This window comes from Actinomadura craniellae (assembly GCF_003289645.1).
Taxonomy (GTDB): domain Bacteria; phylum Actinomycetota; class Actinomycetes; order Streptosporangiales; family Streptosporangiaceae; genus Actinomadura_D; species Actinomadura_D craniellae.
In genome coordinates this window covers 1-24,526 of the sequence record NZ_QLYX01000004.1, presented here as the reverse complement: position 1 = coordinate 24,526, position 24,526 = coordinate 1, and the positions used below count along the sequence as shown (strand labels likewise).

At 70.5% G+C, this 24,526-nt stretch carries 23 protein-coding genes; 5 read left to right on the top strand and 18 right to left on the bottom strand.

Translation table 11 applies throughout. The annotated features are described in order from the left end of the window. Positions 1–309 precede the first annotated feature (309 nt). A complete protein-coding gene (locus tag DPM19_RS09610; RefSeq protein WP_146778795.1) occupies positions 310–642 on the top strand; it encodes a hypothetical protein in 333 nt (110 codons plus the stop codon). A gap of 701 nt (positions 643–1,343) precedes the next feature. Beyond that, on the top strand, positions 1,344–2,786 hold the full coding sequence (locus tag DPM19_RS34790) for a hypothetical protein (RefSeq protein ID WP_146778794.1): 1,443 nt from the start codon (positions 1,344–1,346) through the stop codon (positions 2,784–2,786). Between the two features lie 752 nt (positions 2,787–3,538). Here the strand turns inward: DPM19_RS34790 and DPM19_RS09605 are convergent. From DPM19_RS09605 to DPM19_RS09590, 4 genes are all read right to left on the bottom strand, one after another. Then, positions 3,539–4,429, bottom strand: a complete 891-nt coding sequence (locus DPM19_RS09605) for a hypothetical protein (RefSeq protein WP_111865156.1) — start codon at positions 4,427–4,429, stop codon at positions 3,539–3,541. Next, complete coding sequence (locus DPM19_RS09600) at positions 4,426–6,546, bottom strand: toprim domain-containing protein (RefSeq protein ID WP_111865153.1); 2,121 nt, start codon at positions 6,544–6,546, stop codon at positions 4,426–4,428. The genes DPM19_RS09605 and DPM19_RS09600 overlap by 4 nt, the downstream gene beginning before the upstream one ends. A gap of 64 nt (positions 6,547–6,610) precedes the next feature. After that, positions 6,611–7,618 carry a DUF2637 domain-containing protein gene (locus DPM19_RS09595; protein WP_146778793.1) on the bottom strand — a complete coding sequence of 336 codons (1,008 nt, stop codon included), beginning with the start codon at positions 7,616–7,618 and terminating at the stop codon, positions 6,611–6,613. Positions 7,619–7,722: 104 nt separating this feature from the next. Next, positions 7,723–8,016: a hypothetical protein gene (locus DPM19_RS09590; protein ID WP_111865148.1), complete on the bottom strand. Its 294-nt coding sequence runs from the start codon at positions 8,014–8,016 to the stop codon at positions 7,723–7,725. Between the two features lie 146 nt (positions 8,017–8,162). On the opposite strand from DPM19_RS09590, the gene DPM19_RS09585 reads away from it, so the two are divergent. Beyond that, positions 8,163–8,612: an XRE family transcriptional regulator gene (locus DPM19_RS09585; protein ID WP_111865146.1), complete on the top strand. Its 450-nt coding sequence runs from the start codon at positions 8,163–8,165 to the stop codon at positions 8,610–8,612. Positions 8,613–8,937: 325 nt separating this feature from the next. Here the strand turns inward: DPM19_RS09585 and DPM19_RS09580 are convergent, their stop codons facing one another. The 14 genes from DPM19_RS09580 to DPM19_RS09515 form a co-directional block, all read right to left on the bottom strand. Continuing rightward, positions 8,938–10,452: a hypothetical protein gene (locus DPM19_RS09580; protein WP_111865143.1), complete on the bottom strand. Its 1,515-nt coding sequence runs from the start codon at positions 10,450–10,452 to the stop codon at positions 8,938–8,940. After that, positions 10,449–10,814, bottom strand: a complete 366-nt coding sequence (locus tag DPM19_RS09575) for a hypothetical protein (protein WP_111865141.1) — start codon at positions 10,812–10,814, stop codon at positions 10,449–10,451. The genes DPM19_RS09580 and DPM19_RS09575 overlap by 4 nt, the downstream gene beginning before the upstream one ends. A gap of 203 nt (positions 10,815–11,017) precedes the next feature. Then, positions 11,018–11,227 carry a hypothetical protein gene (locus DPM19_RS09570; protein ID WP_146778792.1) on the bottom strand — a complete coding sequence of 70 codons (210 nt, stop codon included), beginning with the start codon at positions 11,225–11,227 and terminating at the stop codon, positions 11,018–11,020. A 293-nt stretch (positions 11,228–11,520) separates the two neighbouring features. Further along, positions 11,521–11,976 carry a hypothetical protein gene (locus tag DPM19_RS09565; protein ID WP_111865135.1) on the bottom strand — a complete coding sequence of 152 codons (456 nt, stop codon included), beginning with the start codon at positions 11,974–11,976 and terminating at the stop codon, positions 11,521–11,523. A gap of 84 nt (positions 11,977–12,060) precedes the next feature. Continuing rightward, positions 12,061–12,789, bottom strand: a complete 729-nt coding sequence (locus DPM19_RS09560; RefSeq protein WP_111865133.1) for a hypothetical protein — start codon at positions 12,787–12,789, stop codon at positions 12,061–12,063. Positions 12,790–13,138: 349 nt separating this feature from the next. Continuing rightward, complete coding sequence (locus tag DPM19_RS09555) at positions 13,139–13,960, bottom strand: hypothetical protein (protein WP_111865130.1); 822 nt, start codon at positions 13,958–13,960, stop codon at positions 13,139–13,141. After that, on the bottom strand, positions 13,957–14,340 hold the full coding sequence (locus DPM19_RS35185) for a DUF4913 domain-containing protein (RefSeq protein WP_158566743.1): 384 nt from the start codon (positions 14,338–14,340) through the stop codon (positions 13,957–13,959). The genes DPM19_RS09555 and DPM19_RS35185 overlap by 4 nt, the downstream gene beginning before the upstream one ends. 442 nt (positions 14,341–14,782) lie before the next feature. Beyond that, positions 14,783–16,579, bottom strand: coding sequence for a type IV secretory system conjugative DNA transfer family protein (locus tag DPM19_RS09545; RefSeq protein WP_111865125.1), 1,797 nt, complete (start codon positions 16,577–16,579; stop codon positions 14,783–14,785). Continuing rightward, entirely contained in the window at positions 16,576–18,039 is a 1,464-nt protein-coding gene (locus tag DPM19_RS09540) for a hypothetical protein (protein WP_111865123.1), read from the bottom strand. Before DPM19_RS09540 ends, DPM19_RS09545 begins: the two co-directional genes overlap by 4 nt. A 354-nt stretch (positions 18,040–18,393) precedes the next feature. Beyond that, the gene (locus tag DPM19_RS09535; protein WP_111866292.1) at positions 18,394–19,869 is read right to left on the bottom strand and encodes an SCO6880 family protein; all 1,476 of its coding nucleotides are present in this window, start codon (positions 19,867–19,869) and stop codon (positions 18,394–18,396) included. Positions 19,870–19,943: 74 nt separating this feature from the next. After that, positions 19,944–21,335 (bottom strand): hypothetical protein, encoded by a 1,392-nt coding sequence (locus tag DPM19_RS09530; RefSeq protein ID WP_111865121.1) that lies wholly within the window; start codon positions 21,333–21,335, stop codon positions 19,944–19,946. A 53-nt stretch (positions 21,336–21,388) separates the two neighbouring features. Beyond that, complete coding sequence (locus DPM19_RS09525) at positions 21,389–22,087, bottom strand: hypothetical protein (RefSeq protein ID WP_111865118.1); 699 nt, start codon at positions 22,085–22,087, stop codon at positions 21,389–21,391. Further along, positions 22,084–22,398 (bottom strand): hypothetical protein, encoded by a 315-nt coding sequence (locus DPM19_RS09520; RefSeq protein ID WP_199484964.1) that lies wholly within the window; start codon positions 22,396–22,398, stop codon positions 22,084–22,086. Before DPM19_RS09520 ends, DPM19_RS09525 begins: the two co-directional genes overlap by 4 nt. Beyond that, entirely contained in the window at positions 22,395–22,898 is a 504-nt protein-coding gene (locus DPM19_RS09515) for a hypothetical protein (protein WP_111865116.1), read from the bottom strand. The genes DPM19_RS09520 and DPM19_RS09515 overlap by 4 nt, the downstream gene beginning before the upstream one ends. A gap of 180 nt (positions 22,899–23,078) precedes the next feature. On the opposite strand from DPM19_RS09515, the gene DPM19_RS09510 reads away from it, so the two are divergent. Together DPM19_RS09510 and DPM19_RS36930 are read left to right on the top strand one after the other, a co-directional pair. After that, entirely contained in the window at positions 23,079–23,357 is a 279-nt protein-coding gene (locus DPM19_RS09510) for a helix-turn-helix domain-containing protein (protein ID WP_158566742.1), read from the top strand. A 42-nt stretch (positions 23,358–23,399) separates the two neighbouring features. After that, positions 23,400–24,341, top strand: a complete 942-nt coding sequence (locus DPM19_RS36930; protein ID WP_111865110.1) for a C40 family peptidase — start codon at positions 23,400–23,402, stop codon at positions 24,339–24,341. Positions 24,342–24,526 lie beyond the last annotated feature (185 nt).

The window sequence follows — 24,526 nt, the reverse complement described above, 5'->3', positions numbered from 1 at the left end:
GATCGAGGCTTTCAGGATGGAAACACCTACACTCACCGTCCGTCGGCCCGCAGACCGACAGTCGCGGTCCTACTGGGCGCTCGGCTTGAGGTCCCGCAGATTGAGAACACCGGAAGGGCTGGCTCGGCTCCACTGGCCTGTACCTGCACGCCCGATCCTTGAGACTGCTTGCCGATGCCCGGCGAGACCAGGGCATCCTGGGCGGGCCACTGTCCGCGCAGCACTCCTACCGGCAGGCCCTTGCCTCCTTTGCCCGGTTGGAGACTCCGCGCCGCGCAGGTCCAGTTATCGCTGGCGGTGGTCACCGAGATGTCCGGAGCCCTGCACGAGGCCGCTCACCGTTACCAGGAGCTGGCCGGAGACGAGCGCCTCGGCGGACAGGACCGGGCCCGCGCCCGGCTGTGGATCGGCACGGCACTCAGCAAGGCCGGGGAGCACCGGTACGCCGTCTGCGTTATGGCCGAAGCCGTCCGAGAGTTCGAGGACCTGGGGGAGGCCGAGGACTGGGCGACCGCCCAGCAGAAACTGGCGCTGGCCCACAGAGGAGCCGACGAGCAGGACCAGGCACTGCGCTTCATCGCCATCGCTCGTGACAATGGCACCTCTGACACCCCGATGTACCGGGTGCGGCTCGCAGTCTAAAGCGCGAGACGGTAGTAGTGACCGTGCAGGCCTACGGCTACGACGATGGTGCTTCTCAGGCATGGGGCATCATCTGGGACCGGGTTGGCCGACCCTATCGAGAGGTGCTGCGCGAGATCAGGATGCAAAGATGGCGCACGAGACCCATCACAGGATCGTGCTAGATGCTAGGAGATGACGAGTAATTACCTCAGTGTCTTGATGAACCGCCCGCGAGCGGCACTCTCGGCTACCATATATATATATGGATGCTATGGATGAGACTAGCAATCCTCGGCGTGTCGCATCTCGATGGTCGTACCGTACTGCTAACGTTGCTCCAACTCGAACATAGGTTCGAGCGCAATGCGCAAGGAGGCCACTATGGCCAAGGGTAACGAGCGACGTGTGATGCCTAATCAGGTAGTGGCCGGAACGTCGAAAAGTCTGGTACATCACGCGTCAGCTCCCACCACAGTGCTTAGGCCGACATGATCAATCGGGCGCGAAGGATCGTTGGGGTAGCGAGGCCGTCATCCATGGCAAGGCGACGGGATCTGCAACAAGGACACTATGCCCCGAAGCAACCCAAATCTGCCAAAATGTGGACGATAAGGGCACAAGGCCCTGTGGGTCTTGGTGGGGTTGCAGGCCCGATTCGGACGTTGATCTCGCTGCACTCTATTGCCAATAGTTGTAGTGGAAAATAAACTAGGTATAATATGTTGTTCAGTGAGAAATTCAATATAATCAAGACGGTCAATGATGACTGGTTTGATCCCATTCTCGACAATGATACACCACTCTTTGTGGACCCATTTCTTATATTTAAGGAAGAGGGTGATCGTTGGCGTGGTGCACATGATGAGCTGATCGGTCACTTCGATAAGTGCTTCCACCTCATTGCTGAAGGGAATTGCAATCCCCGAAGTGTGCCTTACAAGAAGGCGCTTGCGCTGCTTACTTTTCCTGAGCCGCGCGAATTCTGCCTTGGTTATACTGAGTCAGGTACTGAAGGTGCGGGTGGTGGAAGGGGCTATGCAAGATTAATAGCCGAGGCTATGGAAGCCGCTATCGGCCGTGGACTTACTGATCTTCGCCACTTCGAAGAGCTCGGGATCCTCAATGAAGGCATCGGTCCAGATCGCATCTCGGATGTAACTTGTAATATCCTGAGGAGGCACTTCATCGATTATACAAAGAGAGTCGCCTGTCGGTATGATATCCCGACAGAACGAATGAAGATCCCAGGTGCCTCTTTCGATACTGTCCGTATCAACTGGCAAACCGAATGGCATGAGCTTCCTCGCAATCCGATCAACGGGAAGCCTATTCTTCTTACTCCTGAGCACTTTTTGCGAGACCTTCCAGTTCTCAATGCTGATGACTGGTGGGAATATTACGAGGCAGAGCAACTCCGCAACGATCTTAACTATGAAGTTATGGGTCGGGTGGACAAGAAGAGTATTGTGTGGGTCGCTCGGCGTAATCCCGAGCTTGTCAGAGAGTGGGCACAGGACAGAGAAGGTCAACCAGCTGCTCCCTATGACCTTCGGCGCGACCCCAGAGGTATTTATCAGTGGGATGAAGCAACGAGGAGTTATGTAGAGCGCCATCCCTTGATTATTCAACCTCCTCAGAGTGAGGGGGAATTTTTCTCGATCATTGAACTAGTGATCCGTGAGTTCAAAAATTACATAGAGGAGCAGCGAGGGTGGTCGCTGCTTTGGAATGATGGGCATAAAAAAGACAAGCCGGAGGAGGCTGTGCAGCTCGTCTTTTTGGGCATCGCCCGTAGTTACTGCCGCGCAAACAACATCGTAGTAGACAGGGAGGTTGAGCTAGGTCGAGGGCCAGTTGATTTTAAATTTTCTAACGGCTACAACCAAAGGGCGCTTCTTGAAATAAAAAAACTCCACAATGGGAGATTTTGGAATGGAATCGAAGCGCAACTCCCGTCCTATCTTAAGAGTGACGAATGTGTGCATGGGTGGTTTGTGTCAGTTCAATATAGGAGCAACAAAGCCGCTCTTAAGCGTTTGGAAGAACTTCCCGAAATAGTGGCCTGCACTGCTATGCGCACTCGAAAAAATCTACGTCTACGTCACATCGACGCTACACCCAAGCGGTCTGCGTCAAATCTTGAGAGACCTCAAGAGGGCTAGCGATAAATCTGACAATATTGTCATGGTCGGCGAGTGGGCGGCATAAGTGGGCGCATAGGCCGAGCCCGGTGTCACGATCGAAGAACCTGAGGATCTAGTCCCTGGTGCTCGCTGGCATCGCCGCTCGCCGTATATCTCCAATCTTCTGGGACTGAGCGAAGCAGAAGCGGCCGAGCTTACCGACAAGGCCATCGAGGTCAGCATCAACGCCTACAACACGTCGATGTGGGACGTTGTTACGGTCACCTGTGAGGCGACATTCGGGACCAGGATCGGTAAGGCTGGTTTCGCCAAGGAGTTCCTTGCCTATCTGCAGGAACACAAGAAGGACGAGACACCTTTCGATGGTGTCGCAGTCCTTGATGCGAACTTCGCCTCCTTGATCAAGCGGATCAACGAGACCCTCCAGCAGGCGCGAGCGAGAATTCGACAGCCAGCGAGACCAGTGTGTTGAACGGATCATCGAGGAGTTCGCAGACGAGCACCATGCCGGGCGCATGCGAGGCAAAGCCTCGATCATGCTACGCCGCATCGATGCAGCGGCCGACGACAGCAACGTGGGTGACATCATCCGAGCAGGGCACCTCACACGGCCAAGCACATCCAGACCAATAGCGAGCAGATGGGATATGGGTCACTTCATCGACTACGCGACCGCTTCCAGCTTTGATGGCAGCCCGGCAAGGCTGCCACCTTGGACCATCCCTGCGTGCACGGGGAGCGGTGACACGCTGGTCCTGATAGCCCGGGCGTCAGCGGTTGCGGCGCCGGTTCTGGTCCGGTGACTGGGCGGGCGGCCTGCGGTGCGTGTCGTCGAGCGGCCGTTGCACGGTCATTCGCATGGCTTCCTCGATGCTGTACGGGAAGTCCTCGGCCGCTAGTTCCACCGGGGTGCGTTCCCTGACAGGTCCAGAGGCGAGCGCCGTGCGGACGGCCTTGGCGATGATGTCGTCGGGCAGGTTGGTGGTGGAGCCGAGAACGCTGTGCAGCTCTGCGGGGAGGAGATGGGGGCGTCCTTCGGCGTGGGCCTGCCGTTGCAGGTCGGCGATGATCTGTTGGGCTCGTAGTTCCTGGCGGTGGGCGTCCCATTCGTGGCGGTCGGGGCCGTGGACGGATGCGGCCCACCGCTGTTCCGTGCCTTCGGCTAGCGCGTCGCGGCGGGTGGCGGGGTGGCCGGTGCGGACATTGGGGTCGCGGGTGAAGAACGGGGCCGCGTGGCGCATGGCCTCCAGCAGGTCGTGGCCGGCGGCGCGGTGACGGTCGTAGTGGTCCATCGCGTGCGGGTGCAGGTTGCGCAGGCGCTGCTCGCACTTGCGTACGGCCGAGGCCGCCGATGCGTGGTCGGCGGCGTGGGGGACGGCGGCACCCCAGGCCGCGGCGACGTCGAGCAGGCCGGCTTGGTCGAGCCACTGCCGGTCGTGGGCGGGGGCCCAGCGGGCGCGGGCCTGGGCGTGGGCGGCCTTGGCCTCGGCGTCGGCCTGGCTGCGCGTCGCCGAGTCGGCTCGCGCGGCGTCGGCCGCTGAGCGGGCTTTGCGCAGAGCATGGCTGCGGTAGCCGGCGGTTGCCAGCGCGATGATCTGGACCAGGCGCTGGCCGCTGTGGGTGAGTCCCTCGGTGACGGGGTCGGGGTAGGTCTCGTTCAACACCTTCTCCTCGGCGAGGTGGACGGGTCCGTGAGCACGGGGCCGGTGGCCGCCTGCTCTTCGGGTGAGTTGGGGCCGGGCGGCACCGGGAAGCTCCTGGCCGCCAGGGCAGGGGCGCCCGCGGGCTCGCCGCCGACGGCCTCGGTGAGGGCGTCGGTAACGATGGCGACCTCGACGCCGGTGCGAGCATGGAGGCGGGCGACCTGGCGGGGGACCTGGACGGCGGGCATGCGGGCGATGAGCGCGGTCGCGGCGCGGACGGCGGTGAGCTTCTGCTCGGCGAACTCCAGCGTCCCGCCGTACCGGTCGATGCACGCGTCGACGACCAGGTCGGCGAGCGGGACCGGGAACCGCAGCATGGTACGGACAGCGGGCGGCCCTCCAGCGCGCAGGACGTCGGCCGGGTCGCGCTCGTCCGGGAGGACGAGCGCGTCGAGCGGGCCGGTGAGGTGGGACAGCGTCAGCCAGGCCCGGATGGTGCTCGCCTGCCCGGCCGGGTCGCCGTCCAGGGCGAGCAGGACTCCGGCGGTATCCAGGTCGGCGTGCCGGCCGAGGGCGGCGAGCTGGGCGGCGGTCAGCGCGGTGCCGCAGGGGCCGACAGCGGCGTACCCGTCGGTGGTGTTGACGGCGATGGCGTCGAGCGGGCCTTCGACGATGACCAGCCGGGCCCCGGCCGCCAGCCGGTCCCGGGTCTCGTGCAGCCCGAACAGCACCTCGCCCTTGCGGAACAGCGCGGTCTCCGGGCTGTTGAGGTACTTGGGGCCCGGCGCGCCGTCGGGCCGCCGGCCGATGAAGGCGACGACGGCGCCCTCACCTGTGCGCAGCGGGAACACGAGCCGGTCGCGGAAGGCGTCGAACAGCGCGCCGGTCCTGGTGCGGCGGGCCAGCCCAGACGCCAGGATCACCTGGTCCGAATGGCCGATCCGGCGCAGGTGGTCGGTCAGCGTCCGCCCGGCTTTCGGCGCGTACCCCAGCTCCCAACGCTGCGGGACGTCCGCGCTGAACCCGCGGTCGGACAGGTATCCGGGCACCCAGCTGCCGGCCAGGTTCGACTGGAAGAAGCGGTGCGCGGCGCGGTGAACGGCCAAGAGGGCCTGAGCATGGGCGGTTCCCCTGGCCGGGGAGAAGGACTGCCCGCCGCTGGGACGCCGCTTGGCGGGCCTGCCCTGCCCGTCCGGTCTGGGCCTGGCCGAGTTCTCGCCGCCGACCGGCGTCTCGGCGAGCTGAACGGTCGTGTCGGGTCGGTTTTCCGTAGGTCGCCCGCTGCGCTTGCCCGAACGCCGGACCGGGCGGGGAACGCCGCCGCCAAGGCGCTCATGCCCGAGTGGGCCGACGCCGGCGCCCGGGGAGCTCTCCCCGGGCCGGGGGAGCCGCCGGTGCAGGTGGGCGGTGGTGCGCAGGATCTGGTCGCCGAGCTGTCGGACGGCCTCGGAAGGCCGGGCGCGGGGGTCGGTGCCCGCCCAGGCGGCGGCCGGCGGGAAGACCAGATGGGAGGTCTCCAGCCCCAGGCGGGCCAGGGCCAGGTAGGCGACGGAGTCGGCGTGGACGCGGCGGGCGCCGTGGCAGGTGTCGGCGTGCGGGTCGGGGTGGTCGCCGCGACGCAGTACGTGGGCGAGCTGGTGGGCCAGTTCGGTGGTGGCCCCGAAGTCGCCGAGGGCGGGGTCGACGCGGATCAGCCGGTCGGCCCGTCCGGCGTAGGTCCAGCGCTGGCCGCGCTGGACGTACAACCCGAGATCGGCGGCCAGGGCGCGCAGCCGCTCGTACGCCTCGGCAGCGGTGACCGGGACGAGTTCGTCGAGCGGGCCGCCATCGGTCTGGGAGAGGTCGAACACCGGGCGGGGCCGGTCCTTGCGCGACAGGATGCGGATCCCGCCCTCGCCCCTGCGGACCTGCCGCCCGCGCGCCTGCCAGTCCTCGTAGGAGCGCACCTCGACGGCGGCGGGGGACTGGGCGGCGATCAGCAAGGTGTTGACGAACCCGTGGCGGCCGTGCCGGGCCGCGTGCTCCAGCCACCACACCCACGGCAGCCGGCCGGTGCGCAGGCGGGCGGTGTCCTGCTCGGCGACCTGGTGCAGGAAGTCCCGCAGCCGCTGTCGCCGGTCGTCGGGGAAGGGCACGGGAACAGCCTCCACACGTCCGGACGGTCGGGTGGGGAAGCCGGGGCCGGGACTCGCCATGTACTCATACCCCCTTGGCCCGGGGCTCATCGCAGACGGCGCGCAGCTCGGCCAGACGCTGGTTGGCGATGGTGAACCCCTGCTGCCGCAACCGCCGCCCGAACGCCGCCTTGCTCAACCGCGCCCCTCGCCGCTCGGCCTCGGCCACCACCTGCCGTGCCGCCGTGACCAGTTCCGCGCTCGCCCACCCGGCCACGGCCGCCGGCACCTCATCCGCGGCGAAGGCCTCGGCCGGACGGAGAGGCGGGCCGGCATCGACGCCCGGTGTCCCGCCGCCGACCGTGGCGAAGCCGGACGGCACGGGTGCGTCCGCCGTACTGGCTGACCCGAGTTCGGCGGAGAGCGGAGGAGGTGTTGGACCAGGCGGACCCGGATCCGCCAGTGCGCCGCCGTGCCCGGTGGCTTCGGCGGGCAGCCGCCGCAGCGCCGTCCGTTCGGCCAGCGAGGCCCGCCACCGCCACGCCCACCGCCCGTGCCGTTCCTGGAGGCGGGCGACGGCCAGCAGGTGCCGGTACTCCAGGTCCAGGCCGTGCCGGTAGGCGGTGACCTGCCACAGCACCATCCGCCGCCACAGCAGGACGGTCGAGACCGGGGCCAGCACCCACCGGACGGCGGGGATCCTCTCCCGCCTCGTTCCGGCCGCCAGCCCCGCCCACCGGCGGATCAGCTGCCGGACGCCTTCGACCACGGTGACCAGCAGCACCGGCATCGCCGCGTGGATCACGCTCCCCGCCAGGTTCCCGCCGGCGGCCAGGACGTTCACCGCCACCGTGGCGGCGATGTAGGCCCACGCGACCCAGCGCAGCACCGGCCACGGCAGGCGCAGGTACTCCATCAGCAGATCCCACGCCAGCAGGATCACGATGCCGACGTCCATGCCGACCGGCACGATCCACGCCGACTCCCCGAACCACGGCCGCGCCATCTCCCGCACCGTGGCGAACGACCCCACCCCGCCCAGCACCGCCAGCGCCACGATCAGCGGAGCCAGGATCGCCGAGACCGCCTTCACCGCCGTACCGGGCGCGGGTCGAGAGCCAGTGCCGGACGTCGATCCGAGCGGCTCGGGAATCGCCCATCCGCCGGCCGGGAATCGGTGGGCGCCAGGCCGGGCGTTCACCGGTGCTTCCTGTCGACCATCCAGACCAGCACCTGCGCGACGTGCCGAACGTCATCGGCGGGCCCTAACAGCCGCCCGTGAACGGTCACGTAGGCGTAAGCGCCCTCGGCGCCGGCGCACAGCACGGTCTCCGACCACCGCGCCGAACGCAGGGTGATCTTCCACCGGCCGTTGCGCGGCCTGCGGATCCGGGTGCGCACTCCGATCCGCGCCAGCTCGTGCCGCAACCGCAGCAGCCGCCGCTGCCGCTCGTCCAGTTCCACCTGCGCAGGCGTGACCAGCTGGTGCATCTGTCCCCTCCCACAGTGCAGAAGTTGATGAGGTCGAAGAGCCATCAACTAAAGTCGTTGAGGAGAAGATGCATCACGCAGCGAAGCTTGTCAACTACGATCGGTTGCAACGTGTGTTGGTGGACTTCGATCAACAAGGAGAGGCAGTGGCTCCCACACCCCGGCAGGCCGCCCCGGCGGTCCCGCCGTCCGCGACGCTCGCGGACAAGATCGAATGGCTCATCCAGAACCTGTGGCCGCCCACCGCCCCGCCGCCGAAGAACAACGTCGAGGTCGCCGCCGCCATCACCGCCGCCACCGGCGAGGACATCTCCTCCACCACCATCTGGAAACTGCGCACCGGCCGCCAGGACAACCCCCAGCTGCGCACCCTCACCGCCCTGGCCGCCTTCTTCGCCGTCCCCCTCGGCTACTTCGGCACCGAAGCCGAAACCGCCGCCCTCGACGACGACCTCACCCTCCAGGCCCTCCGCCACGCCCTGGACGCCAGCACGCTCCGCCCCGACGTCCTGCGCGCCCTCATCGACATCCCCGCCGACATCCGCTGGCTCATCGACGACATGATCATCACCGCGGCCAGCGGGCGCGGGGCATGACGGTTCTGCCCAGTCAATGGCTCTGGCACAAAGCAGACCGGCCGCCGAACTGCAGCTCGACCACCACGGACCGGCCGCCGACCGGAACGTCGGCCAGGAGCCGCAGGTGATGGCTGCGCACCCGCAAGGCCGCCCGCCCGACCCCGGCCGTACTCCGGATCCGGTTCGGCCCGGGCGCCCACTGGAGCTCTGCTACTGCACTGATCCGGCGCTTGATCCTCAGGAGGAGTCGGTGAGAACGGGCTGCACTCCATGACGTTGACCGGCTGGCCCCGGGTGCCTCGGGGCGATCCATCCGAGGCACCCGGTCCGGGCATCCCGCCGGCTACGGACTGTTACCAGCCGATCTCCCCTTAGCCAGAGCGGTTGGCGGTAAGGAAGGACCTGCAGCCGTGGCGCCCTGGACGGCTTCGGTGATGGGGACGGGGAAGCCGGTGGCGGCCAAGGCTACGGGTGACGAGGTGTCGGGGACGGCGGTGCGGCGGGCGACGAGGGTCGTTTCGGCGATGGCACCGGAGGGCTGGTCCGGTATCGATTGAAGCGCTCGGGCGAACCGGGCGATCATCTCGCGGCTGTCGGCGTGAAGATTTTCGTACCGGCGCAGGAAGACCCGCATGTCGTGGTTGGGCTTGTAGCGTCCACTGGCACGGGGCGGGGCGCGCAGAACGTCGCGGGTGAACAGGTCGTTGAGGGCGGCGCGGTGGTGGCGGGCGACGATGTCGCAGCCCTCGAAAGCCTTGAAGACGGCGGTACCCACCTGCGCGAGGTCGGCCGGGGTGGCGGCCAGGTGCTCGAGCGGGGTGACCCTGAGGCTGGCGCGAGGACCTGGGGCCCAGCCGGGATCGGCGTAGAGGAGGCGGCCGAGCCGCAGGACCAGGTCGCTGGCGTCCAGCGCGGTGCCGACGACCGGATCGGTGTGCTCGCGGGTGAGTCCGTGCCAGCGGGTGGCGATGCGCTTCCAGCGACGGCCGAGTTGCCGGACGGTGGGAGTAAGACCGTCCAGCGCGCCGGCGGCGTCGGCGAGCCCGAGTTCGGCGGCGCGCCGGGCGAGCTGCTGGATGAGGTGCTGGCCGATGTCGCAGCTGACCGCCGCGGCCGAGGTCAGGTAACGCCAGGCGGGCAGGGAGTTCCTGACCTCGGCCGGGTTCAGGCGCCGGACGCTGATGTCGATCCCGGCGAGCTTCTGCTCCCTGCTCTCTCCCGGGCCGGGCGGGATGCGGTCGGGCACCTGGTTGAGCGGGATCGCCGTCACGGGTGTGATCTCGTCGTGGACGAAGGCCTGCCCGATGAACGCGGCCCTGAGGAGTAGCTCGCCTGCCTGCCGCCCGGCCGGTCCGGAATGGAAGGCGGCCCGGCCGGCGACCGCGGCGTATTCGCCGACCGTGCGCAGGAGCAGCCGGGCGGTATCGGCGTCGACGATGACGGCCGCGTTGCCGGCCAGGGGAACATCGGGTTCCGGCGGCGGGGACAGGTGGGTGGCGAGCAGGTCGAGGCCGCAGCCCAGGGCGGTGGCGGTGGCATGCAGATCCCAGGCCAGCTCGGGGCCGGGCGGCTCGGAGCCCGCGGGTGTGCCGAGGACGTCCTGCGCCCTGGTGAGCAGCGGTACGGCTTGGCGGGCGGCCTGCTGCACGCCGGTACCGGCGGCGGGCAGCAGATCGAAGCCGGTGGCGATCCGGCCGCTGTAGCGGGCGAGGACGCCGACGAGGCGGGACAGTTCGGCGACCGTGGCGGGACGGCGGGCCTGCTCGCCGGCGTCGGGGCGGGCTAACGCTCCGGCGACCTGGGCGAGGTGCCCGTCGGCGAGGGCGAGCATGTCCCCGAAGGTGACCGTGAAGCTCATCGCAGGGCCTCGCGCAGGCGCCCGGCGTAGCGGGCGGCGTCCAGGCAGGCGAACTTGTCGGCCGGATCGTCGGCCTGCTCCGCGGCGAGGACCAGGGTCCGGGCGACGTGCCGGGCCAGGTCGAACAGGGAGTCCACGGACTCCTCGCCGGGTACGGGCGGGCGGTCGGGCTGGGGCGGCATGGACGGGGCGCCCAGCAGGGCGAGCCGGGCCTCGATCACCTCGCACTGGGCGAAGCCCCAGCGGATGAACCCGTCCGGGCCCTCCTCGGCGAACGCCCTGATGGCGTGCTCGGCACGGGCCAGCTCGGCGTTCGCGGTCTCCAGCAGCCGGGAGAGTTCTGCTTGCCGGTCGTCGGTCATGGTGCTGTGTCCTCCGTAGGTGCTCGTAGGTGCTGTGGCGGCTTGCTGACCGCCTCGGACGGGCGGGTCAGGCGAGCGTGCGGCGCGGTGGCCGCGGGCGCGGAACCGCTCTATTTCTGTGGACGGGTATCGCGCGAGCGCGAGAACCGCCTTCAAGGGACGAGTCATGCCAGAGCCGCGTGGACGCACCCGCTGACCGTCCTCTACACCTCCGGGACGACCGGGACGAGCCATGTCGGAGCTGCGTGGACGCACCCCGCGTGCCGTGCGGCTGGGAGGGCGGCGGTCCGGTCGGCCGGACCGGTGCTCTTGGACGTGGCGGTGAGCCCGGCCCGCGTGGCGGTCACGATCAGTTCGGTGATCGCCTGGGCGAGTTCGGTGCGCCCCGAAGCCAAGGTGGTTTCGGACGGCAAGGCCGGCGACGGTGCCTCTGCCAGGGCCCAGCGCGGGCTTCCACGGCTCCGGCCAGCACGGTCGCGCAGGCCGGGTACGTCTCGTCCGGGGTTCCGCGGATGAGTTCGGCGGTCGCCCGCTCGACGGGTTCCGGCCCGATGAGGGCGGAGGCCACCAGCCCCGGAACTCGCCGGCAGCCTGGATCTGCTTGGTCACGTGGGCGATGTGGGCGTTCATGCGGATGGAGCCTCCGTCCGGTGGTGGGACCTGAACGTGCGGGCCCGCAGTGAGAGCGGGTTGAGCCACGGTTACGTCAGGCAGGCTCGGGGGCGGACAAGGTGCGGGCGCTTATGTGGAAAACCGTGTGCAGGTCGTTGCCATGCAGTGCGGCCTGCACGCAGCAGGCCTCATCGTCCGCGTGCTCGGCCTGGTCCGCGGCCTCGACCAGTGCCATGACCAGTGTGTCGGCGAGTCCGGCGAGCGCCCTGACCACGGTGCGGAGGTCGGCCTCGGCGAGCGCGAGCACGGGCGGCGGGAAGGTGAGCGGCCACTCGAACGACGGCGCCCGCGACAGTGCTCCGCGGGCTCGGGCGGCGTGCTGCTGGGCGGCGGCCCATCCCGGAGGCAGGTCCGGCGGTTGCAGGAAGATCAGCTCCCGGGTGGCGTATTCGGCGATCTCCAGGGCGCGGTAGGCGGCGGCGAGCCGGCCGGGCAACAGCTGCGGGACCGACAGCCGTGCGGTGGTGTCGCGGATGAGGGGAAGGCTCACGGTCTACCTCCGGTGAGGACGGTGAAGGGGCGGGTGCCGCCCACCGGCGGGTGGCCGGCGGGCGGCATCGTCTCGGCGGTGCGGCTACGGGCGCGGTCCGCGATGCGGGCCTTGAGGGCTGCCGGGTGCCGGCGGCGGGTCGGGGTCGGCGCGCCCGAGGAGTTCGTCGAGGCCGGCGGGGAAATCGCGGGCGGCGAGTCCGACCGGCCCCGGGTGCGGGGGGTCGGGTCCGGGCTTCGCGGTGGTGAGGCCGTCGGCCAGGCACCGGGCGCTGTCGAGCACCTCGGCCAGGTCGGCCACCGAGCCGCGGGCGGCCTGGAGATGGAAGGCGGTGGCGTAGGCGGCTTCGGCCCGCTCGCCGGGCTGCCGGTCTTCGCCGGCTTTGTTCCGGAGGTAGTCGCTGAGCTGGGAGAGCACCGGACCGAGGCCGCCGATCGCGGCGGTCAGCTCGTCGAGCACCGCGTGCACGGACTGCGGATCGGACAGGCCCGGCCAGGACTCCCACGGGGCGGTGGCCTCGTTCAGCCGCTGCACGGCCCCGGCCAGGGCGCGGGCGTGCTGGACCGCGGTGTCCTGGGCCGTGGCGGTCTCGTCGGCGTAGAAGAGGCGCGCGGCCAGCAGGGTCTCGTCGAAGTCGAGCCCGCGCCGATCGGCGTAGTGCATCAGGTCGATCAGCAGGTCGCCGACGAGCCCGGCGGCGTGCTCGGCGTCCTTGCGGTGGTCGGGTGCCGGACCGGGCTGGGCGTGTTCCTGGAAGGCGTCCAGCGCTTTGGCCGCGAACTCGGCACTCTGGGCATTGGTGTCGTCGGGCATGAAGGTCTCCAGAGGGAAGCGGCAGGCGGTACACGCCCGCACGGCGATGAGTGGTCACGGTTGCGGGTATCCGGGCTCGCGGCGGTCCGAGGCCGGGTCTGCCGCGAGCCGGGGTTGGTTCGGGCGGAACCGCCTCAGGTGCGAGCCGCGCGTCGAGCGGGAAGCCGGCGGCAGGCGATCGGACGGGCTCGGGAGCCCAGCAGCCTGCGGGTTGGATCGCCGTTCTGCTCGCGGGTCGGACCGCCGTCCTGTCCGCGGGTCGGACCGCCGTCCCGCCCGTGGGTTGGACCGCCGTCCTGTCCGCAGGCCAGACCGCCGTTCTGTTCGCGGTGCGGCCAGGGCCTGCTGCTCACAAGGCCCGCCCCGGCCGGTGCTCCGGCGAAGGCGCCTGACCGGCTGCCGGGTCCTGCCCGGAGGGTGCGGGCACGCCGTCGTTCAGGTCGTGCGGGAAGCCGGTGGTGGCCAGCCGCACCGGATCGGTCCCCGGTTGCAGGCCGGGCGTGCTCATCCGGGCGGCAGCCTGGTTGATCTGCTGGGTGAGCGTGGTCAGGACGCGTTCGTCGGTGGTTCCGGCCCACCGGCCGAGGTTGCCGGCCAGGCTGTTGCGGTCCAGCAGGTCGTCGTGGTCGGGCCGGACGCCCGACCGGGCGCAGCACTGGATGCGGGCGGCGACGGTGATGAGGGTCTTTTCGGCGTCGGTGGCGGTGGTGACGGGTCCGAGCCGGGTGGTGGTGTGCGGGAACGGTTCGGCGGGCTGCAGGTCGGAGACCGCCAGCTGCAGATCCCCGTCCATTCCGGGGAACCGCACGGCGCAGACCGCGTTGCCGTTGCCGTACTCCTCGACCCCGGTGATGATTCCGCGCCGCACCGGCAGCGGTTCCCCGGCTGCGTCTGGGCGGATCTGCACCTGCGCGCCGACCTGCCGGACGAGCTCGGAGTCCTGCCGCTCGGTGAGGTCGTCGGCCCGCGCTTCCAGTGCGCCGGTGAGGACGGCGGTGAGGTCGATGCGCCGCTGGTCGGCGTAGTCGGCCAGGTCGTTGATCAGGCCGCGGACCAGGGCGTCGGCGACGACGGGGTTGCGGCGGTGGGTGGTCTGGGTGTCGCCGAGGATGTGCTGTTCGTAGGCGTCCAGGGCGATGGCGGCGTTCTCTGCGGAGGTGGGGTCGCTCATGCCCGGCCTCCGGTGGTGGCCAGGGAGGAGGTCCACCAGCCGGGTGGGGGCAGGGCGATGGCGGCCTGGTGCGGTTCGAGGTGTTCGGTCTCGGTGCACTGGTAGAACGGCCCGCGCGGGCCGAGCAGGACGGGCAGTTGGTGGTCGAGGTGGTCGCGGTACCACAGGCCCATCCCGGTGGACCCGTTGATCCGCATTGATTCCCACGCGTACCACAGGCTGGAGAAGCGGGAGATGGCCTCGGCGTGCTTCCACCATTGTGAGCACCACCGGTACTCGCCGCCGAGGGTGCGCCGGTAGATCGGGATGAAGTGGTTGTTCACCCACTGGGACAGGGTGCGGTACACCGGCCGCGCCGGTGCCTGCTCAGACGTGGACACATTGCCTCCGAAATCAAAGCGTTCATGGGCGGTGCTCCTTTCGCTCGGCGAGGCCAGGGCCCCGCGTTCTACGGACGGTTCGGGTCTTCGGTACGGCTGATCAGATGGGCCGTGCTGCGGCGCTGGGACGGGGACGGTTCGGCGGCGAGGCCAGGCGGTCTCAGCGCAGATGCGCCCGAGAGCAGCCGCAGGGGCCGACTGTGGCGGGACGGGAGCAAGTCGGATCCGCCCGGCCGCGTTTCCCCTTCGGCGGCGGATGCTGTGGCGGCGTCGGCTCGGCCGTGGGGCCGGGTGGTCTCAGCGCGGACGCGCCTGAGGGCAGCCGCGGGGGCCGGCTGTGGCGGGACGGGAGCAAGTCGGGTCCGCCCGGCCGCATTCCCCTCCAGGGGGACACCTCCCGGGCGGCTTCGACGTCTTTCCCCATGACCCACCACGTTGGAGCTCACTCCGCCACCTCCGGCCAGGTCGCGTCGGCCCTCCGGGCCCCTTCGGTGATGGCGGCCTCGGCCAGGGTGATGGACTCGGCGATCCGCCCGGCCCGCGGCCCGGCGTACCAGGGGCAGAGCCCGAGCAGCGCCGGCCGTCCGCCGGTGGCCAGCAGCAGAGCGGTCCCGGGTGGGAGGGCACGGATGGCGGCGGGTTCGAGGATGTCCTGGCGGCGCAGGGAGATCTGCTCGCTGGTGCGGCCGTCGGCGTGGGTGAGGGAGCGGGTGGGGACGTCGTGCTGGCCGATGAGGGTGGCCAGGTCACGGGCCAGGCGGGGGGAGTCCGTGCCGGCGCCGATGAGCTTGCGGGTGGCGGCTCCCCACAGGGCGGCCATGCCGGGTTCGCCCCAGACGGTGACGCCCTGCTCGTAGGACTGCAGGATGGTGACCGGCACGATGCCGCGGGAACCGAGGTGGGAGTACAGCTCGGGCAGGTCGGCGATCCGGCAGATGTTGGCGGCCTCGTCCAGGCACACGACCAGGGGCGGGTCCAGCCTGCCGCCGGAGCGTTCGGCGTGGTGCTCGGCGGCGCGCATCACGGTGTCGGTGAGGGCGGCGATCAGCGGGGCGGCGGCCGAGCGGGACTTGCTCAGCAGGTACAGCGTCCCGGGCCGCGTGCCGGCGGTGAACTCGGCCGGGCTGAAGGCGGGCAGGGCGTCGCCTGGGGTGACCCAGGACAGGATGTCCTGGTCGCGCAGGCATTTGGCGGCGGTGCGGGCGGTCTGGTAGATCCCGTCGCGGGTCTCCACAGCCCCGTTCTGGGTGCCTTTCAGCGACGAGGCCATCAGGGTGAATCCGGCGTGGTGCAGCAGTTCGATCGGGGTGGGGACGGCGGGTTCGTCCAGCCAGGCGGCCACGTGGCGCAGGGAGCGGCCGGAGGTCGCGGCGGCCAGGAACAGGGCGCACAGCAGGTCCTGGGCGGCCGGGCCCCACAGGTCCTTCTTCTGCGGGTCGTCGACGGTCAGCACGAAGTGGCCGGCAAGCCGGTGCGCGTCCTCCACCGTGGCCAGCCCGGACAGCGGGTTCCACCACCAGCCCTGCGGCTGGTAGGTGATGTGCTGGGGGTCGAACAGCCACACCCGCCCCCCGGCCTCCTGGCGCAGCCGGGCGGTCGCCGCCCACAGGTCGGCCTTGTTGGAGGTGGCGATCACCGCACCGGGCGCCGACAGCACGTACGGAATCGACAGCGCGGTGGTCTTACCGGACCGCGGCGCCATGAACGCGACCAGTGTGTCCTCCCACGACGCGTACAGCGCCGTGCCCTTGCCGGGCCGCCCAGGCCGCTGGAGTTCGCCGAGCAGCAACCCGACCTCGCCCGGCCCCAGCCGTAACGGGTCGGTGCCCTTGAGGGAACGCCGCAGCTCGACGGCCTTGCCCGCGGCCTGCGCATGCTTCAAGACCTCGATGCCGGGGTTGTGGGCCAGCGCGGCGATCGGATCATCGGGCCGGGGCAACCGCTCGGCGACATACCGCCACACCGTCCAAACCAGCGCCCCGAGCCCGGCGACCAGCACCGCGAGCACCACCAGGACCAGGAAGGTGGGCGTCCCCGGCCAGGCACCCCGGCCGAGAGCCAGGGCGAAACCGGCCCCGAACGGCAGCACCGTCCCACCGGCCAGCATTGCGGCGATCTTGGCCGCCACCCACACGACCCACAGCCCGCCGGCCGGTGCCCAGCAGGCGGCCAGCACCAGCCATCCGCCCATCGCCCCGGTGTGCCAGAGCGACGGCCGTGGCCCCAGCGCCCGGCTCACGGCTGGCTCCCGGCGGTTGACGGCCGGCCGCCGGCGGCCGGCCGTGCCGTGCGGATGGCCTGGTCGGTGTCGTAGAGCTCCTTCTCGGGCCCGACGAGGGACAGTTCGACGGGGATGCCGAGGCGTCCGCCGGTCTTGATCAGGTACTTGCCGCGACCGGGGTGGCGGGCGTCGGGCTGCCAGGAGTCCGGCGCCGACCAGGAGGTGACCAGGTGCTGTTCCGGCCCGGTGAGCGGGGTGATCTCGTGCACCCGGGCGAGTTCGCGGGGTGGGAGCCCGGCCAGGACGGTGATGGCGGAGCGGTCGGCGAACCCCTTGGCCTTGGCGCGGTCCTCCTCGGTGGGCAGGGCGTCGAGGTCGGCCAGGGAGTGAGTGATCATGATGGAGGCCATGCCCTTGGCCCGGTTCAGCCGGGTCAGCGCGTCGGCGTGCTCGACCAGGCCAGGGGCGCCGCGCAGCGCCCGCCACAGCTCGTCCATCACCCCCAGGTAGGAGCGGCGGGGCCCGGCATCCAGCTCGGCGAGGGCCGCCGCGGCGTCGACCATGCCGAAGCCGTAGCTCCAGGTGCACAGCATCGCGGCGGTCAGCAGCTTGTCCCCGGCGGCACCGACGCGAGAGATGTCGACGCTGACGGCGGGGGCGTTCAAGTCCAGTGGGTGGGTGGTGGGGGCGTCGAACACCCCGGCCAGCGATCCGGACACCAGCAGGTCGAGGGTGAACACCAGGTCGCGGGTCCGCTCCTGGTAAGCGCCCGTGGAGTCGGTGCGGGCGGCGGACCGCAGTTCCGCCGGCCCCTCCTCCAGGACTTTCAGCACGTCCACGACCGTCGGGGCCTGGGCGTGGCGGTCATCGAGCAGGTCGATGGCCCTCCCCAGCACGACCTCTTCGGCGTTGGTGATGCGGGCTTCGCGGACCAGGGTGGCCAGGGCCATCAGCAGCGACAGCCGCCGACCTCGGACCTCCCACCGCAGGGTCTCGGCCTGCGCGCCGGACAGCCGCCGCAGCACAGTGCCGAGCGGACCGGAATCCAGGGGGTTGATCCGATCCAGGCCGCGCCCGACGCGGATGACCTGCCCGCCGAGGTACTCGGTCAGCATCGTGTAGTCCGGTTTGGTGTCGCCCAGCACGATCGGCGTCGTCCCGGTCGCCACGGCCCCGGTGACCAGCCGCCTGACCAGGGTCGACTTGCCGGTCCCCGGCTGACCCAGCACGAACATGCCGGGGTTGGTGATCAGCCCGGCCCGTAGCCAGGCCAGCGGGTCCAGGCAGACGACCTCGCCCCACAGCTGGTGGCGGCCGACCGGGGTCCCGGCTGTGGGGGTGCCGGACCCGGCGGTGAATGGGTACAGCCCGCACACCTGCATCGTCGTCGCCTGGAACTCGGGCGCCGCCGCCACGTGCCCCGCCCGGCCCCCGTAGGGCAGGCGCCACCCCCAGGCGGGTGCCAGCGGTTCGGCCATGGCCTGCGCTTCGACGCTCGGCTCAGGCCCTGATCGCGAGGACCCGGTGGATGGGCCAGAAGCGGCGGTCCTACGCAGTTCGTAGGAGGACGGCATCAGCGATGAACCTCCTGCCGGGTGCCCGGGTCGGTTTGCCCGGCCGCCTGATGTCGCGCTCCTGATCCCCTGGCGACGGTGCCGGGGCTTGAGCGTGGCGAGCGGTTGAGGTCGTTGGGCGTAGACGTCCAGCAGATGGACTCACGGAAGAACGGCATGCTCGATGGACCTCTCGTCGGGAAGTCGAAGGATCGTTTCGGTGATCTCGTACGGGGGCTTGAGGACTCCGGCCCGCGGCTATCGGCGGGCAGGGACGGTTCAGTGGACGAGGCGTCTGGACAGTTCGGCCGGGTAGATGCCGCAGGGCAGGGTGGTGGCGAAGCCGGCGGCTTGGCTGCCCCACAGGCGGCGTAGCCGGATCTTGGCGTTGTCGGCGGCGGCCTCGACCTGGGCGGTGGCCCGGGGGAGTTCGGCCGGGTCGGTGACGGTGACGGTGGTGTACAGGGAGACCAGACAGACCCCGGCGCCGGCGGCTTCCTCGGCGGCGGCCTGCCGGGCGCGGGCGGCGTCCCAGCTGTCGCGGGCGGTCTCGTCGCGCCCGGTGCGGCGCCGGAACTGGGCGCGGAACGCGGCGGCGTTGACCTCCTGCTGCAACACCCGGCTCGCCGCTGCGGCGGGCAGCGGCCGGTACTGCAGGGTGACCCGCTTGGGATACGGACCGGGGGCGACCAGGCGGGCCAGGACGTTGGAGTGCACGTTCTGGCGGGGCGGCTCGTGCCAGGCCCACGAGACGCTGGTACCGCCGTCGTGCTCGTAGTGGCCGGTGTACTCGACCGCGCCGATGGGCCCGGCGTCGCACCAGGTCAGCGCGTCGTCGGCGTCAGCGCCTGCCAGGAGGCGGTTGACCTCGCCGCGGGCGTGCGGGTCGAAGGCGGTGCGCACGATCCCGGCGATCTCGGCGGCGGTGGCCCTTCCCAGCACCGCCACCCCGCACCCGCCCAGCGCGGACGCCAACCCGTCCAGGACCCGCCCGAGTTCGGCGACCGCTCCGGTCAGTTCCGTGGAGCCGGTGGGGGAGACCTTGGGGTCGAAGGTGATCGACACCCGGGTGTCCACGTCGGCCGCCGCGGCCGGGGCGGTGGCGACCAGCTCGCCCATGATCTGCCGGGCCCGCTCCGGGGCCGACGGGTCGAGGGCACGGCCGACCGACTCCGCCAGCGTGGAGCCGGGCTCGGGAGCGGTGTCGACGGTGACGCTCACCCACCGCACCGCGGGCAGGTGACCGAGGCCGGCCAGCCACCCGCCCCAGGACGCCACCCACCCATCGGCGTCGTTTCGGTCGGCCAGCCAGGTCGAGGCGGGTACCACCCGCAACGTGGCGGTGAGCAGCCCCTGCCGCCGGTCCCACACGACCCCGTACCGGCCCCCGTACCCGTCCTCGGCGCTGAGCAGGGTGAGCGGCGCCAGCACCCCGGGCAACTGGAACGCCCTGGGGTGATCCACCACCACACCGGCCCGGTACCGGGTGTGGCCGCGCCGGGAACCCCACCACCACCGCCACCGGGCCCAGGCGAGTCGGGCCGGCGGCTCACCGCCGACCCGCACCAGCCCCAGCGCCGCGCCGAGCGCGACCGGCGGCAGCAGGTAGGGCAGCAGCCCAGGGACGACGGCCGCGATGAGGACCACGCCCATCGCCGCGCCCAGCGCCGTGAACGTCGCGGTCGTGTCGAGTCCGAGCAGCCCGACGCCGCGCCGCTGGCGCCAGCCGCCGTAGGTGCGCGGCTCATGCTTCATGACCATCACCTCCATTTCCGTTGGCGGACGCCGTCGTGCCGGGACGGAACGGCTGATCGGTGCGGATGCGGAGTTCATGTCCCACCGCCGTCACCTCCTGCATCGGTGGCGCCGGTCGGGCCACCCTCGTCGTGGGAGCCGGTGGGGTTCCCCATCCACCGGATCATGTTCGGGCCTCGGTCACGCTCGTGGTCGGCGGCGTGCACGGTGGTCGGCCCCACGGGCTCGCCGCCCTCGCCAGGAGGCGCACCGGACGGAGGCGCACCGGACGGGGAAGCGCCGGGCGTCCCACCGAACGGCCCGTGGCCATCCGGGCTGCCTCTGCCCGACGGAGTGTTCGAGTGGGGGGCGCTTTGCTCTCCGGGCTCCGGGGCGCTTGTGCCGGAGTTCTTTGAGGGGGACGGTGGACTGGTCGGGGCGTGCGTTCCCGGCTGAGGCGCCGCACCATCCGGCCGCTGATCACCGGAGTCCTGGCCTTGCGGGCCGAGCTGCTGGTTGAGGAAGCCCGCATGGGTTCCGGCCGAGTCGCCCGAGCCGGGTGCGGGGCCGAAGGAGCGCAGCGCGCCCAGCGCGGTGGCCCCGCCCATGACGGCGGTCAGCAGGCTGCCCCCGCTGCCGGTGTCGGCGTGGCCGGTGGTCCAGGTGAAGAACTTCAGCAGGACGGGGAAGGCGATCAGGCTGATGAGCATCATCGCGATGCCCATTAGCACGGCGCGGATGTCCTTGCCGGTGCCGATCAGCGTGAACGCGGTGGCGTACACGGCCGCGGCGGCGGGCTTGTAGAAGACCAGGGCGAGCATCCAGCCCGCCACCTTCTTGAACCACGGCCGGGTCGCGGCGGTGAGTGTCCCGGCGGCGGCCAGCGGCAGCAGCCCGGCCAGGATGATCAGCGCGCCCTGGCGGAACAGCAGCAGCACGGCCTGGACGATGCCGATGAGGAACGCCACGATCCCCAGCAGCAGCACCACGCCGGCCGGCGCCCCGGTGGGGAAGGTGACGACCTGGGTCATCCGGCGGGCGAAGTCGCCCTGGGCGGAGGCGTTCAGCACCCAGGTGCACCACGCGTCGCCCCACTGCAGCAGCAGGTTGGGGACCACGACCCCGATGGCGGTGGTGGCCGCCAGGATCGCCAGGCCGCTGCCGGTGTCGATGAGCGGGTTGGCGCGGCGGGTGAGGGCCAGTTTCGCGGCGACGACCAGCATGGCGGTCATCGCCACCGCGATGGTCAGCGGCTGCGTCAGGTGCTGGAGGAATCCGACCGCCGGTTCGGCCTCCAGGTCCGGCGACGGTGTCTTGACCCACCAGGAGGCGGTGTTGGACACGAACCAGCTGACCGCCGACTGCATCGCCCGGGCCACTCCCTCCAGGGCGTCCCCGCCGAGCTCACCGACCAGGTCCGGCAGCGGAGGGCCGAACGGGCGGCCCGCCTCCCGGGGCTGGACGCAGCCGGGGTCGAGTGCGGTCATGCACGGGCCCGGGGTCGGCGGTGGGCTCGGTGGCGGAGTTGTGAACAGCATGGTCACCGCCCCGCCGGGAACAGGGTGTAGCCATCGGTCGAGTGGATCGCAGCGGCGGAATTGCCCCACTCGCCGCCGGGCGGGGCGACCAGCCGCCAATCACCGGCCTGCCACTGCACCTGCAGCCGGGTGGCGGCCCGGACGGTCACCGAGCCATCGCCCGGCCCGGCCGACACGATCTCCACGCTGGCGGCGTCCGGGGTGTAGCCCTGCCAGCGGAAGCCCTCGATCACCGCGTAGGCCTTCCGGGACTCGGGCGCGAGAACGGCATGGAAGCCGCGGACCGCCTCCATCAGCACGCCCTGATCCGGACCGGTCACCTGGTGAGTGATCGTCGGCTCGAAGACGCCCGGCCCCCAGCGGGCGTCCGCGCGCACCACGATGTGGATAGCCGCCAGCAGCGCCCCGCGCGGAGTGCGCGAGAACCCTGAGGCCGTCCCATCGACGGTGCGGAAGGGGCCGTCGGCGACCGAGGAGGGAAGGCGGACGCCGTGGTAATCGCTCCAGGTCAAGTCGGTGAGTTCGACCTGGGGTGCGGCCTGTAACTGCGAGGTCGGCGGGACCTGGGGCAGAGGCCGGTGCTCGGCCGGGTCGGGGCCGTTGAAGCGGGTCGCGGCGTACAGCAGGGCGCTGGCGGCGAGAAGGGCTACGGCGAGGAGGTAGGGAGCCCGCCGCTTCCTCAGTGTCTTCCGCGTGCTCATTTGAAGAACACCCCCACGATCGGGGCGGCGGTCGCGGCGAGGCTGAGGCCGCCCAGCACCCAGGGAATGCCGGTGGCGCCGTCGGCGGCGAACGCCGAGCGGTTCTTGCGGCCGATCGCCATCTGCCCGGCGCAGATGAACAGCCCGGCGACACCGCAGACCAGCACGCCCCACTTGCCCCAGGCCAGCAGCACCTCCATCTTCTCGGCCAGCCCCGGCGGGGCCTGCGGTGCCGGGTCGGGAACCGGTGCCGGCCGAGGCACCATCACCGCCTCCAGCACCCGGAGCAGCTGGACGTTCACCGCGATCATGCGGGCCTCCCCGGGGCGGTGGGGCCGGCCTCGGCCAGAGCGCGCAGGTGCATCAGCGCGCCCCAGGCCCTGGCCGGCAGCTTGACGTCCAGGGGGCTGTCGACCAGGCGCAGCGCCCGCACGTAGGGCACCCGGCTGAGGTGACCGACCCGGCCGGCCAGCAGGGCGAAGCGGGCGACGGCGTCCTTGGGTTCGGGCTGGCCGTCGCTGACGATGGCCAGGACCGCGATGCGCTCGTCCCACGTCTCCAGCGCGGTGACGGCGGCGGTGGCGTACCGGGCGGCCGGGACGGTATTGCGGCACACCACCACCAGCGGGCGCCCGTGGGCGCGCACCGGTGGTCGTCCGGGTTCGATGGAGTTGCCGATCGAGCCCAGATCCCACCCGTACAGCAGGGCCGACAGGGTGGACGTCCCGGCTCCGCCGTGCGCCCCGACCATCACCAGCTCGGTCGTGTCGACGGCGGGTGCCGCGGCGGCCCGCGTGTGCGGCTGGTGCATGGGCCTCACCTCCGATCATGTCTGTGCGTTGCGTGACGGTCACGTTACGTGGCATAGTTTCAGAGCGCAAGCAGTGTCAAAGAACTTTTCTTAACGTCAGGCAACCGCACAACGTGCTTCCGCAGCACCCACCTGTGACACTAGGAAGGCGCCATGACCCACACCCCAGGAGCCGACGCGATGACCGACCGACCCGGCCGCGACCCCGACGTGCTGACCACCGCCGAACTGGCCGCCAAACTCGGCCTGTCCCCGCAGACGGTCCGCCGGATGGCCAACGCCGGGCAGATCCCCGCGCTCAAGACCGGCAAGGACTTCCGCTACTCCTGGCAAGCGGTCCGCGAAGTGCTGCGGCAGCCCCACCGAGAACCGGGGGTGCCCACCGATGACCCAACCGCCACAGGCGCTGGCTTCCGCGCCCGCCGCCGAGCCCAGGCAGGCGCCGACCAAGCGGACTGACCCTCATCCAGCGCCCACCGCGCCAGACACCGGACGGCCCGCATGGTGAGGGCCACCGTCTTCACTTGCGCCACCCTGCTAGCTGTTCCACTTCTGCTCATCGCACTCGTCCTGACCGTGCGCCCCGCACCGAGCACGGCCAGCGGGCAGCCCGACGGGGCGCCCTCCTCATTTGCCCGCCAGGACATTCCACCCGAATACCTGCGTTGGTACATGGATGCCGCCCGCACCTGCCCAGGCCTGCACTGGAGCGCCTTGGCCGGTATCGGGAAAGTCGAATCCGACCATGGCCGCTCCCGGCTATCTGGCATCCGCTCCGGACACAACCACGCAGGAGCCGGCGGCCCGATGCAGTTCCTTGCCCCCACATGGGCCGCCTACGGCGCTGACGCCAACGGCGACGGGCACAAGGACCGTTACGACCCTGCAGACGCCATCCATGGCGCCGCCGCTTACCTGTGCGCCACCGGCGCCCGAGGCGGTGACCGCTCAGGTCTGCGCAAGGCGCTCTTCACCTATAACCACGCTCACTGGTACGTCGACCTCGTCCTGCGCTGGGCCGCCAGATACGCCGCTTCGCCAGTCGCCGTAGTCGGCGGTGTCGCGGCCAAGGTCATCGCCTACGCGCGCGCCCAACTCGGCAAGCCCTATGGGTGGGGAGCCACCGGTCCCCACGCCTACGACTGCTCCGGACTGGCGATGATGGCCTACCGCGCCGCCGGCATCACAATTCCCCGCACAACCTTCGCCCAATGGCCCTACGGCGTCCGCATCCCCAAAGGCCACGAACAACCCGGCGACCTCGTCTTCTTCAACTCCGGCCCCGGCACCGCCACCGACCGCCCAGGCCACGTCGGCATCGTCATCGGCGGCGGCCGCATGATCAACGCCCGCTGCACCGCCTGCCGCCCCGGCATCGCCATCCAGCCCTACGACCGTCCCACCCTCATTGGCTTCACCCGCCCAGTTGCTCGCCGTAACTGACAACCCAGGAGGCATCCGTGGAAACCCTCAAGTTCACTGACCTTGCTGACTTGCCCTCTGAGCTTCCCCCCGTTCTCCGGACGCTCAGCCTGAGGTCACCGGCGATGATCAGGAAGGATGTTCGCCATGCCCTCACCACATCCGCCCGAGTTCCGGCGCCGCGCGGTCGAGTTGGCCCGCCAAGG